Raw genomic sequence first — 12506 nt, forward strand, 5'->3', positions numbered from 1 at the left:
CACCGGCCGTGACCGCCCCGCTCAATCCTCCCCGTACCGAGGATCCACAGTCTCCGGCGTCAACCCCAACAACTCCGCCACCTGTTCCACCACGACCTCATGCACGAGCGCAGCCCGCTCATCCCGCCCCTTGGTCCGGATCTCCACAGGCCGCCGATAGACGACGACCCGCGCCCGCCGCCCGTCCCGCGCCGGAATGATCCCGCCCAACGGCACCGCCTCGTCGCTCCACCCGTCCTCCGGCCGCCCGTCCAGCCGCGGCACTTCGAGCACCATGAAGTCGATCTCCGCCAGCTGCGGCCACCGCCGTTCGAGCCGCTCCACGGAGTCCTGCACCAGGTCCGCGAACACATCGGCACGGCTGGCCGCCAGCGGCACCTGTGGCGGCGCGATCGGCCCGCGCATGCCCCGTCCGTGGCGATCACGACGACGGGGTCCGGGGCCGGCGGCACGGGGCGGTACACGGTTGTCCATCACTGGTGAAGCGTAGTCCCCGCGCGCTCCGCCCGCCCCGCTCCACGCGGCAACGCGACAGCGACCGCGACGGCAACCGGTCACCCCGCCGTCACCGGGCACACCATGTCGCCGGATGACCATTCAAGCCAAGGTTGGGCTCGTTTCCGTATCTCCACAAGACCGGCCGGCTCAAGGCAATTGGCGGTGTTAGTACCGAATCATGACCGTACACAGTACGGCCCGAGATCCCGCGCAGCACCGTTCGCACAGGTCAGCGGGGCGTGTTCCGGCAGGCGTGTGGGGCGTTTCACAGTACGACACGGTGGGGTGACCTGGGGGAGAGTCGTCGCGGCCCGCTCAAGAGTGCGGTAGCGTCCATCGTCGTGAGCCCTGTACGTCGCTGTTCGCGCACCGCCTGCGGCCGACCCGCCGTCGCGACGCTGACGTACGTCTACGCCGACTCGACCGCGGTCCTCGGCCCGCTCGCCACCTACGCCGAACCCCACTGCTACGACCTGTGCGCCGAGCACTCCGAGCGCCTCACCGCCCCGCGCGGCTGGGAGGTCGTACGCCTCCTCGACGGCTCCGCCCCGGCCCGGCCCACCGGCGACGACCTGGAAGCGCTGGCCAATGCCGTGCGCGAGGCGGCCCGCCCCCAGGAACGGGCGGCCCAGGCGGGCGGCGGCGGTGGACGCGGCGCGGACCCTATGGAGGTCGCCCGCCGCGGCCACCTGCGTGTGCTGCGCTCCCCGGACAACTGAGCCGGACAACTGAGCCGGACAACTGAGCCGGACAACTGAGCCGGACAACTGAGCCGGACAACTGAGCCGCACAACTGAGCCGCACAACTGAGCCGGACAACTGAGCCGGACAACTGAGGCCATACCCCACCGCATCCCCGGCTTTCCCCATCTTCCGGTAACGGTGTGTGGACCGCTGGGTTTCCGTGCGCCGGACGATCGCCCGGGCCGGGTAGTTTGTGCGCACCGATAGGACTTTCAGGAAGGTTGGGCCGTGGCTGCTGATCTGTCGCAGATCGTGAAGGCGTACGACGTACGCGGTGTGGTCCCGGAGCAGTGGGACGAGCCGCTGGCCGAGCTCTTCGGGATCGCCTTCACCCAGGTGACCGGCGCGGCAGCGATCGTCGTGGGCCACGACATGCGTCCGTCCTCACCCGGTCTGTCCCGCGCCTTCGCGCGCGGCGCGGCGGCATGCGGCGTCGACGTCACCGAGATCGGCCTGTGCTCGACGGACCAGCTGTACTACGCCTCGGGCGCGCTGAACCTGCCGGGCGCGATGTTCACGGCCTCGCACAACCCGGCCCAGTACAACGGCATCAAGATGTGCCGCGCGGGCGCCGCCCCGGTCGGCCAGGACACCGGCCTGGCACAGATCCGCGAACTGGCCGAGCGGTGGCTGGAATCCGGCGCCCCCGAACCGGTCGCCGCGCCGGGAACCCTCGCCTCGCGCGACACGTTGGAGGACTACGCGGCGCACCTCCGCTCCCTCGTCGACCTGACCTCCATCCGTCCCCTGAAGGTCGTCGTCGACGCGGGCAACGGCATGGGCGGACACACGGTCCCCACCGTGTTCGCCGGCCTGCCCCTCACCCTCGTCCCGATGTACTTCGAGCTGGACGGCACCTTCCCCAACCACGAGGCGAACCCGCTCGACCCCGCCAACCTGGTGGACCTCCAGAAGCGCGTCCGTGAGGAGTGCGCCGACCTCGGCATCGCCTTCGACGGCGACGCCGACCGCTGCTTCGTGATCGACGAGAACGGCGACCCGGTGTCCCCGTCGGCGATCACCGCCCTGGTGGCCGCGCGCGAACTCGCCAGGTACGGCGGCAAGGGCGCGGTCATTCACAACCTGATCACGTCCTGGTCGGTCCCGGAAGTGGTGCGGGAGAACGGCGGCACGCCCGTGCGCACCCGCGTCGGCCACTCCTTCATCAAGGCCGAGATGGCCAGGACGGGCGCCATCTTCGGCGGTGAGCACTCCGCTCATTACTACTTCAAGGACTTCTGGAACGCCGACACCGGCATGCTGGCGGCCCTGCACGTCCTCGCGGCCCTCGGCGGCCAGGACGGCCCCCTGTCCGCCCTCGTCGCCGAGTACGACCGCTACGTCGGCTCCGGCGAGATCAACTCCACCGTCGAGGACCAGAAGGCCCGGCTCGCCGCGATCCGCGCCGCGTACGAGGGCCGCGAGGACGTGACCCTGGACGATCTCGACGGCCTCACCGTCTCCTCGGCCGACTGGTGGTTCAACGTCCGCCCTTCCAACACGGAACCACTGCTGCGTCTGAACGCGGAGGCGCGGGACGAGGCGGTCATGGCGAAGGTCAGGGACGAGGCGCTGGCCATCATCCGCGGCTGACGGGCGGCCTTTCAGCCGACCGAGGCGGGTGGCGGGCGGGCATGGGCCGGGAGTCCGCCACGCCACGGTCACCGGCGGTACGCTGACCAGGCACATCCGCACAGGCACCATCGCCCCCGAAGGGAACCCCCATGCCGCTCGAAGCCGGCCTCCTGGAGATCCTCGCCTGCCCGGCCTGCCACGCCCCTCTCAAGGAGCAGGACACCGAGCTGATCTGCACCGGTCAGGACTGCGGTCTGGCGTACCCCGTCCGCGACGGCATCCCGGTTCTCCTCATCGACGAGGCCCGCCGCCCCGCCTAAGCACGAGGCGTCTTCCACATCCTCAACAGGACCCCGGTGACCGGAGGCTGCCCCATGCTCGACGAAACGCTGCTCGATTCCCCGGAGGGGCTCGCCGACGCGGACCACCGGGGCCTCCTCCGCGGCGCCGCTGAGGCCGGCGCCCGCGTCCGCACCGCCGCCCGGCACGCCGCCGAGGCGGGCATCGCCGACCTCAAGCCGGACGGGCGCCCCCGATCCGTCCTGATCGCCGGTCCGGGCGCGGCCGCCACCCACGCCTCCGACCTCCTGGGGACGCTCGCCGGCGCCGGCAGCCCCGTCACCCGGCTGGCCCCCGTCGGTGTCGCCCCGGCGGCCGGCGCCCTGCGCTGGGAACTCCCCGGCTGGGCAGGCTCCGTGGACCTGCTGCTGATCGCCACGCCGGACGGCACCGAACCGAGCCTGTCCCTGCTCGCCGACCAGGCCTACCGTCGCGGCTGCACCGTCGTCGCCGTGGCCCCCGCCGGGACACCGCTCGCCGATGCCGTCGCCGGCGCGCACGGCCTGTTCGCACCGATGGCGACGGCCCCCTACGACCAGGACGAGCCCCTCGCCGCGTCCTCCCCGGGCGTCCTGTGGGCGCTGCTCACCCCGCTGCTCGCGCTCCTCGACCGCATCGGCCTGCTCACCGCCCCGCCCGACGCCCTGGAGAAGGTCGCCGACCGCCTCGACCAGGTCGCCGAACGCTGTGGCCCCGCCATCGCGACCTACAGCAACCCGGCCAAGACCCTCGCCGCCGAACTCGCCGACGCGCTCCCCGTGATCTGGACCGAGGGCACCTCGGCAGGGCCCGCCGGCCGCCGCTTCGCCGCCGCGCTCGCCGAGCTGGCCGGCCGCCCCGCCCTGGTTGCCGAACTCCCCGAGGCACTCGCCGCGCACAGCGCCCTCCTCGCCGGACCGCTCGCCGCCAGCGCCGACCCCGACGACTTCTTCCGCGACCGCGTCGAGGAGCCGCCCGCGCTGCACGCGCGCGTGGTGCTGCTCCGCGACCGCCCGATCGGCGGCCTCACTGCCGCCCCCACCGCCCGCGACCTGGCCCTCAGCCACGACACACCGATCAGCGAGCTGGAGCCTGAGGAGGGCGCCGAACTGGAGACGCTCGCGGAACTGATCGCCGTCACGGATTTCGCCGCCGTTTACCTGGCGCTCGCTTCAGGGGCCTGATCTTGCCTCAACGGGCCAACTGACCCGCGCCCCGGTGCCGGCACCGGCACCGGCCGGGCCGCGTACGTACGGAGACAGAGAAACGACATGGATCGCCTCGAGAACACCATCCGCCCCTACGCCTGGGGTTCCACCACGGCCATCCCCGAGCTGCTCGGTGTCAAGCCCACCGGTGAGCCGCAGGCGGAGATGTGGATGGGCGCCCACCCGGGCGCGCCCTCGCGCACCGCGCGCGGCACGCTCGTCGAGGTCATCGAGGACGATCCGGAGCGAGAACTGGGCGCGAAGGCCGTCGCGAAGTTCGGCCCCCGCCTGCCCTTCCTCCTCAAGATCCTCGCCGCGGGTGCCCCGCTCTCCCTCCAGGTGCACCCCGACCTGGAGCAGGCGCAGGAGGGGTTCGCGGACGAGGAGCGCCGCGACATCCCGATCGACGCCCCGCACCGCAACTACAAGGACGCCAACCACAAGCCCGAACTGATCTGCGCGCTCACCGAGTTCGACGGCCTGTGCGGCTTCCGCGGCCCCGTCGAGGCCGCCGGCCTGCTCGACGGGCTCGGCGTCGACTCCCTCAAGCCGTATGTCGACCTCCTGCACGCGCACCCCGAGGACGCGGCCCTGCGCGAGGTCCTCACCGCCGTCCTGACGGCCGACCCCGAGGAGATGACCCGCACGGTCGCCGCCGCCACGGCCGCCTGCACCCGTCTCGGCGGTGCCTACGCGCCCTACGCCGACCTCGCCCACCACTACCCGGGCGACCCTGGCGTGATCGCCGCCATGCTGCTGAACCATGTACGCCTCCAGCCCGGCGAGGCCCTCTTCCTCGGCGCCGGCATCCCGCACGCCTACCTCAGCGGCCTCGGCGTCGAGATCATGGCCAACTCCGACAACGTCCTGCGCTGCGGCCTGACCCCCAAGCACGTCGACGTCCCCGAACTCCTGCGCGTCGTCCGCTTCGAGGCGGGCGACCCCGGCGTGCTGCGCCCCGAGGCGTCCCCGGACGGCGAAGAGGTCTACGAGACGCCGATCGACGAGTTCCGGCTGTCCCGGTACGTCCTCCCCGCGGGCGGCACCAGCCACGACCTCGGCCTCCCGACCCCGCAGATACTGCTGTGCACGGCAGGTTCCGTACGGGCGGGGGAGTACGAGCTGACCCCGGGCGAGTCCGTCTTCCTACCGGCGGGCGAGAAGGCCGAGGTGTCCGGCGAGGGCACCGTCTTCCGTGCCACCGTGATTGTCTGACCGCACCTGTGGATACCTGACGCGCCGCAGCCTCACGGGGCTGCAAGAATGGCCCACCGGCAAAGGACGGGCAAAGGCGACGGGCGCCAGGCCTGGACGGCGTACGTACGAAGGCGAAGGGACAACGCGGACACATGAGCGCGTCAGGCGGGACCAGGGCGATCGTGGCGGCACTCGGCGCCAACCTCGCGATCGCGGCATCGAAGTTCGTGGCGTTCGCGTTCAGCGGCTCGTCGTCGATGCTCGCCGAGGGCGTCCACTCGCTCGCCGACTCCGGCAACCAGTTCCTGCTGCTGATCGGCGGCAAGAAGGCCCAGCGCGAGGCGACCCCGCAGCATCCCTTCGGTTTCGGCCGCGAGCGCTACATCTACGCCTTCCTCGTCTCGATCGTCCTCTTCTCCGTCGGCGGCATGTTCGCCATCTACGAGGGCTTCGAGAAGATCAGCCACCCGCACGAGATCGAGCGCTGGTACTGGCCGGTGGGCGTCCTGGTCTTCGCGGTCATCGCCGAGGGCTTCTCCTTCCGCACGGCCATCAAGGAGTCGAACGAGCTGCGCGGCAAGCTCTCCTGGTCGCAGTTCATCCGCCGTGCCAAGGCGCCCGAGCTGCCGGTCGTCCTGCTGGAGGACTTCGGCGCGCTGATCGGTCTCGTCCTCGCTCTCGGCGGTGTCGGCCTGGCCCTGCTCACCGGCGACGGCGTGTGGGACGGCATCGGCACCGTCTGTATCGGTGTCCTGCTCGTCCTCATCGCCCTCGTCCTGGCCGCCGAGACCAAGTCGCTCCTGCTCGGCGAGGCCGCGGGCCTCGAGGAGATCAAGAAGATCGAGGCCGCCATCGTCGACGGCGACACGGTCACCGGCATCATCCACATGCGCACGCTCCACCTCGGGCCCGAGGAACTGCTGATCGCCGCCAAGATCGCCGTCCAGCACGACGACACCGCCGCCGAGGTCGCCAAGGCCATCGACGCCGCCGAGGCCCGCATCCGCGCCGCCGTCCCCATAGCCCGCGTCATCTACCTCGAGCCCGACATCTACAGCGAGGCCGCAGCGGCCAAGGGCCCGGACCCCGAAGCGACCCCGGGCGGCCCCAACCCACACTCCGCCGAGCACTAGAACCGGCCCCGGTCCCTGCCTCAGGCCTGCACCGCCCACGGCGGCGGTGGCGGCACGGCGGCCCGTGCCCTCCGCCGTACGACCGCGGCCGCGATGCCCAGGCCGACGCCGACCAGGACGAGCACCACCCCGAGGATCATCGCCGCCCCGAGAACGAGGGGCACGGAATAGTCGTCGACCACCCGGCCCCGGATCGCGGACACGGGCAACGTCCCGCCGTGGTCGTCGGGGAAGTAGCGGGAGTCCCGCGCGTTCAGGCGATGGTCCCCGAGCAGGAACAGCCGCCCTTCGGGCACCTTGACGTCGAGCTCGCGGTTCATCGGGTCGGTGACGACACCGTCGCGGACATACGGCTCGGCGAGCGGCTTCCCGTTGACGCTGAGCCGCTCCTTCGCGCTCCCCGCACAGCACACGATGTGATCACCGCCCACGCCGATGACCCGTTGCACCGTCAGCACATCGGGGCCATAGCGGTCGGGCGCCGACAGCAGCACGACGTCACCCCGCCGCACCTCGCTCCCCTCGACCCGCTCATAGACGATCCGGTCACCCGGTTCGTACGTCGGCTGCATGCTCTCGCTCGACACGACGGACCCGGCGTACGCGTGCCGCGCGTAGACCAGACCCCCGACCCCCAACAACACGCCCACCAGCCCCACGACGACGGCTGCGACCCCCAGCCCACGACCCTTGCCGGACATTCATCCCTCCCCATCACGCCCATCCGCGACCGCAGAGGCTAGCGCTTGCCTGTGACATCGCTGTGCGCGCCCCATCGCCTCGCCCATCGCCGTCACACCATGTAATCGGCGTGATCTCTTCGGATGTGGACTGGGGACGGCAGGGCCCACCGGTGTAGCTTGGGACGGAGCCAGACGTCGCTGCTGATGGCGGTCGGGCGGTCCCTCCGCGGACCGGCCGAGGGAGAGAGGGCCTCCGACGGACTGCGCTGCGCGCACGTGGGCATGCCTGTGTCCTCTTTTCCGGGCACCCCTGTGTCCGCCGCCGCGCAGACCAGCCGTACCCACCTCGACCCAACCCCCCGAGGAGCAGCTCGCAATGACGACTGTCGACAACCGACAGGACTTCAAGGTCGCCGACCTCTCCCTGGCCGAGTTCGGCCGCAAGGAGATCACTCTCGCCGAGCACGAGATGCCTGGCCTGATGGCGATCCGCAAGGAGTACGCCGAGGCGCAGCCCCTGGCCGGCGCCCGTGTCACCGGTTCGCTGCACATGACCGTGCAGACCGCCGTGCTCATCGAGACCCTGGTCGCCCTGGGCGCACAGGTCCGCTGGGCGTCCTGCAACATCTTCTCCACCCAGGACCACGCCGCCGCCGCCATCGCCGTCGGCCCGAACGGCACGCCCGACAACCCCCAGGGCGTTCCGGTCTTCGCCTGGAAGGGCGAGACGCTGGAGGAGTACTGGTGGTGCACGGAGCAGGCCCTGACCTGGCCCGACTCGCCCACCGGCGGCCCGAACATGATCCTGGACGACGGCGGTGACGCCACCCTCCTCGTCCACAAGGGCGTCGAGTACGAGAAGGACGGCAAGGTCCCCTCGGTCGACACCGCCGAGTCCGACGAACACCGCGTCATCCTCGAACTCCTGCACCGCACGATCACCAACGGCTCGCAGAAGTGGACCCAGCTCGCCTCCGAGATCCGCGGAGTGACCGAGGAGACCACGACCGGCGTGCACCGTCTGTACGAGATGCAGCGTGACGGTGTTCTGCTGTTTCCGGCGATCAACGTCAACGACGCGGTCACCAAGTCGAAGTTCGACAACAAGTACGGCTGCCGTCACTCGCTGGTGGACGGCATCAACCGCGCCACGGACGTGCTGATCGGTGGCAAGACGGCGGTCGTGTGCGGTTACGGCGATGTGGGCAAGGGCTGCGCGGAGTCCCTGCGCGGGCAGGGCGCCCGGGTGATCGTCACCGAGATCGACCCGATCTGCGCCCTTCAGGCGGCGATGGACGGCTACCAGGTCACGACGCTGGACGAAGTCGTCGACAAGGCCGACATCTTCGTCACCACGACCGGCAACAAGGACATCATCATGGCCGGCGACATGGCCCGGATGAAGCACCAGGCGATCGTTGGCAACATCGGCCACTTCGACAACGAGATCGACATGGCGGGTCTGGCGAAGGTGCCGGGCATCGTCAAGGACGAGGTCAAGCCGCAGGTGCACACCTGGACGTTCCCGGACGGCAAGGTGATCATCGTGCTGTCCGAGGGGCGTCTGCTGAACCTGGGCAACGCCACCGGTCACCCGTCGTTCGTGATGTCCAACTCCTTCGCGGACCAGACGCTGGCCCAGATCGAGCTGTTCACCAAGCAGGCCGAGTACCCGATCGGTGTGTACACGCTGCCCAAGCACCTCGACGAGAAGGTCGCCCGCCTCCACCTCGACGCACTCGGCGTCAAGCTGACCACGCTGCGCCCGGAGCAGGCCGCGTACATCGGTGTGGATGTCGAGGGCCCGTACAAGCCGGACCACTACCGCTACTGAGCCACACCCCTGGCGCGTCTCGCGCAGGTCCTCCGAGGCAGGCCCCCGCACCCCCGTGCCGGGGGCCTGCCCCTTTGGCCGGACCAGCAGCCCTGGCCGGACCCTCAGCCCGTCAAGACCCAGGACCCCCATGCCCCGCGGCCGTTATTCGCTCCACGATCCGCACGATCACACTCCCTTCGCAGAAGAGCACTTCCAGTGCGCCCCCGGCCCGTCCGGCTGGCGCTACGTCTCACGGCTGACCACCCCCTCGGGCGACCACACCGGCTCCGTCGACCTCACCCTCGACGAGCTCGGCCGCCCCATCCGACTCGAACTGCACGCGGGCGACTGGCAGGTGCGCGGCGCCGCCCTCGACGGCGTCACCTGGGTCCGCACCGACCCCACCGGCACTCATGCCACCGAAAGCAATGTGCGCGCCCACGCCTTCACCGGCACGTCCCCCGCGTTCCTGATCGCCACCGCCCGTCTCCTGCGCCTCACCCCTTCCGCCACCGCGACCCGCGTACGCCTCGTGGCCTTCACGGATCCGGTCCTCGCCCCGCGCACCGTGGACCAGTCCTGGGCCTTGGTGGAAAGAGAAGCACACGCCACTGACAACGGCCCCCTCACCGTGGACGAATACCAGGTCACAGCCCTGGACACAGGCGAACGGCACACCGTGAACATCGCCGGGGACGTGGTCCTCGCCGCGCCCGGGATCGAGCTGGAGGACCTGGAGTCGCCGCCGTCGGCCTTCGACTGAGCCGCGCCGGTACCGGCTACGCCGGCGGCACGAATCCGGTGGCCGGCCGCTCGGCCGAGGGCCCGGCCTGAGGCCCGGCGGGGGCCTGTGGGTGAGCCTGGAGATGATGCTGGGGCTGTGGCGCAGACGGCTGAGGCTGCTGGAACGGTGAATCGATCGGCTGCGGGACTGGTGGAGCGTAGCCGCCGGGCACACCCGCTGAGGAGACGGACGCACCCCCGAGGCCCGGCACACCGCTCCCCACGGGCCCGCCGCCGAAGGCCCGCCTGGCCTCCCGGGCCTGCCGCTCGTGCAGCAGAGCCGCCAGATACGCGGCAGGCGGTACGCCCTGCGGTGCCGGAGCCCCCGTGCGAGCCGCCAGGTCTGCCGCGAGCCGCTCCGCCATGGCCCAGCCGACCTGCGGATCAAGCTGCTGCATCCGCGTCAGATACTGACGGACGGCAAGCCACAGACCATCAGGAACCGCGGACAGGTCGAGCCCCGAGAAGCGCCCCGCCAGCCAGGGAGGCGGCGGAGGAACGAAATGGCCCTGCCCGGCCGGTACGCGTTCCCGCACCACCAACGTCCCCGCGAAGACGTCCCCGAGCCGCCGCCCCCGCGCCGACACCAGCGAGGCGATACAGGCGACGACACCGAACGTCATCAGGATCTCGACCACCCCGACCGCACCCCGCACCAGCGCGTGCCGGAACCGGATCGGCCCACCGTCGTCCCGCACCACCCGCAGCCCGCACGCCAGCTTCCCCAGCGAGCGCCCATGACTGAGCGTCTCCACCGCGATCGGCCCGCCCACCAGCACCAGCAGAAAGCTGGCGATGGACAGCGCGACCTGCGCCGCCTCGTCCAGCGACGACGTCGCCGCCACGAGCGCCGTGACCACGGCGATGTAGACGACCACGGCTACGACCAGGTCGAGCAACACCGCCAGTGCCCTGCTGGGCAGCCTCGCGGGACGCAACTCGAGCGCCACCGCCTCGCCCGTCACCAGCTCACTCACGCCTGCCGCCCTTCCCTGCTCTGCCCGGAGAACCGCAAGTCTGCCAAGCTGAGGGCGCATCGCGCCCCAGTACGACAAGCTGACAGCCAGCACATGCGGTCCGCGACCAGACACATGGCCGCCGACGACCAGCCGAGGAGCAGACAGACCCGATGGACCTCGACGTCTTCGTCGCCGCCCACCGAGCCGAGTGGGACCGCCTCGACGCGCTGCTCCGCCGTCAGCGCCGCCTCACCGGCGCGGAAGCCGACGAACTCGTCGCCCTCTACCAGCGCACCGCCACCCACCTCTCCCTGATCCAGTCCAGCGCCCCCGACCCCCAGCTCACCGGTCGGCTCAGCCAGCTCGTCGCCCGCGCGCGCAGTGCCGTGACCGGTACCCGCCGTGCCTCCTGGCGCGACGTGACGCGGTTCCTGGGGCAGGGATTCCCCGCGGCGGTCTACCGCTCGCGCCACTGGTGGGTGCCCACCGCCCTGATCTCCACCGCGATCGCGATCCTCCTGGGCTGGTGGATCGGCACACACCCCGAGGTCCAGTCTTCCATCGCCGCCCCCAGCCAACTGCGGGAGCTCACCCGCCCTGGCGGCGAGTACGAGACGTACTACTCCAGCCATCCCGCCGCCTCCTTCGCCGCCCAGGTGTGGACGAACAACGCCCAGGCCGCCGCGATGTGCCTGGTGCTCGGTGTCTTCCTGGGCCTTCCGGTGCTCTGGATCCTCTTCGAGAACATGCTCAACCTGGGCGTCGGCTTCGGTCTGATGTCGTCCGCCGGTCGGCTCGACACCTTTCTCGGCCTCGTCCTCCCGCACGGTCTGCTGGAACTCACCGCGGTCTTCGTCGCGGCCGGCACGGGACTGCGCCTCGGCTGGACCCTCATCGACCCCGGCCCGCGCACCCGCCGCACGGCGCTCGCGGAAGAGGGCCGCGCCGCCGTGGGTATGGCGATCGGCCTCGCCCTCGTCCTCTTCGTCTCCGGTGCCATCGAAGGCTTCGTGACCCCATCTGGCCTGCCCACCTGGGCGCGCATAGGCGTCGGAATCGTCGCTGAGCTGGCCTTCCTCACGTACGTATACGTCCTCGGTGGCCGGGCCGCCCGTGCCGGTGAAACGGGTGACGTCGAGGCAGCCGAGCGCAGCGCCAGCGTGCCGACCGCCGCTTGATGTGCGGATGTGCCCCCTGAGCTGCTACTCTCCTCTTCGCCCCGCAAAAGCTGTTGACACGGCTGGAGGGGGGAGGTAGATTTAGTGAGTTGCCTAGAACTGGACACGTCCGGAGGCGGCAGCTAGAGTCTATCTGCTTCTTGAAGGAACTGGGTTCCACAGAAGCCTCCTCCGATTAACTCAGATGAGTGGCCGGTCAGACCGGTCAAGAACTTCTGATAAAGTCGGAACCGCCGGAAAGGGAAACGCGAAAGCGGGAACCTGGAAAGCACCGAGGAAATCGGATCGAGAAAAGATCTGATAGAGTCGGAAACGCAAGACCGAAGGGAAGCGCCCGGAGGAAAGCCGCGAGAGAGTCTCTCGGGTGAGTACAAAGGAAGCGACCGTTCCTTGAGAACTCAACAGCGTGCCAAA

The 12506-nt window shown here is 70.5% G+C and carries 13 protein-coding genes; 9 read left to right on the plus strand and 4 right to left on the minus strand.

Translation table 11 applies throughout. The features are described from left to right. Positions 1-21: 21 nt before the first annotated feature. Entirely contained in the window at positions 22-474 is a 453-nt protein-coding gene (locus ACWGJM_RS37440) for a metallopeptidase family protein (protein WP_453416229.1), read from the minus strand. A 365-nt stretch (positions 475-839) separates the two neighbouring features. Between ACWGJM_RS37440 and ACWGJM_RS37445 the strand changes: the two genes are divergently transcribed. The 6 genes from ACWGJM_RS37445 (at position 840) to ACWGJM_RS37470 (ending at position 6673) form a co-directional block, all read left to right on the plus strand. Then, positions 840-1217: a DUF3499 domain-containing protein gene (locus tag ACWGJM_RS37445; protein WP_361817229.1), complete on the plus strand. Its 378-nt coding sequence runs from the start codon at positions 840-842 to the stop codon at positions 1215-1217. 253 nt (positions 1218-1470) lie between these two features. Then, a complete protein-coding gene (locus tag ACWGJM_RS37450; RefSeq protein ID WP_453416217.1) occupies positions 1471-2835 on the plus strand; it encodes a phosphomannomutase/phosphoglucomutase in 1365 nt (454 codons plus the stop codon). A gap of 131 nt (positions 2836-2966) precedes the next feature. Next, a complete protein-coding gene (locus ACWGJM_RS37455; RefSeq protein WP_360347509.1) occupies positions 2967-3137 on the plus strand; it encodes a Trm112 family protein in 171 nt (56 codons plus the stop codon). A 54-nt stretch (positions 3138-3191) separates the two neighbouring features. Then, positions 3192-4319, plus strand: a complete 1128-nt coding sequence (locus ACWGJM_RS37460) for an SIS domain-containing protein (protein ID WP_453416218.1) — start codon at positions 3192-3194, stop codon at positions 4317-4319. An 87-nt stretch (positions 4320-4406) separates the two neighbouring features. After that, positions 4407-5558, plus strand: a complete 1152-nt coding sequence (manA, locus tag ACWGJM_RS37465; protein ID WP_453416219.1) for a mannose-6-phosphate isomerase, class I — start codon at positions 4407-4409, stop codon at positions 5556-5558. 134 nt (positions 5559-5692) lie between these two features. Then, positions 5693-6673: a cation diffusion facilitator family transporter gene (locus ACWGJM_RS37470; RefSeq protein WP_453416220.1), complete on the plus strand. Its 981-nt coding sequence runs from the start codon at positions 5693-5695 to the stop codon at positions 6671-6673. A gap of 20 nt (positions 6674-6693) precedes the next feature. On the opposite strand, the gene lepB is transcribed toward ACWGJM_RS37470, so the two are convergent. After that, positions 6694-7374 carry a signal peptidase I gene (gene lepB, locus ACWGJM_RS37475; protein WP_453416221.1) on the minus strand — a complete coding sequence of 227 codons (681 nt, stop codon included), beginning with the start codon at positions 7372-7374 and terminating at the stop codon, positions 6694-6696. A gap of 358 nt (positions 7375-7732) precedes the next feature. On the opposite strand from lepB, the gene ahcY reads away from it, so the two are divergent. Then, on the plus strand, positions 7733-9190 hold the full coding sequence (gene ahcY, locus ACWGJM_RS37480) for an adenosylhomocysteinase (protein WP_453416222.1): 1458 nt from the start codon (positions 7733-7735) through the stop codon (positions 9188-9190). Between the two features lie 130 nt (positions 9191-9320). Then, a complete protein-coding gene (locus ACWGJM_RS37485) occupies positions 9321-9935 on the plus strand; it encodes a hypothetical protein (protein ID WP_453416223.1) in 615 nt (204 codons plus the stop codon). 16 nt (positions 9936-9951) lie between these two features. Here the strand turns inward: ACWGJM_RS37485 and ACWGJM_RS37490 are convergent, their stop codons facing one another. After that, on the minus strand, positions 9952-10932 hold the full coding sequence (locus tag ACWGJM_RS37490) for an RDD family protein (RefSeq protein WP_453416224.1): 981 nt from the start codon (positions 10930-10932) through the stop codon (positions 9952-9954). Between the two features lie 152 nt (positions 10933-11084). Between ACWGJM_RS37490 and ACWGJM_RS37495 the strand changes: the two genes are divergently transcribed. Then, the gene (locus ACWGJM_RS37495) at positions 11085-12092 is read left to right on the plus strand and encodes a stage II sporulation protein M (RefSeq protein ID WP_453416225.1); all 1008 of its coding nucleotides are present in this window, start codon (positions 11085-11087) and stop codon (positions 12090-12092) included. Between the two features lie 180 nt (positions 12093-12272). Here the strand turns inward: ACWGJM_RS37495 and ACWGJM_RS37500 are convergent. Next, positions 12273-12506 (minus strand): hypothetical protein (locus ACWGJM_RS37500; protein ID WP_453416226.1); only part of this gene is annotated, 234 nt, incomplete at its 5' end.

It is taken from the genome of Streptomyces sp. NPDC054834, from assembly GCF_053611185.1.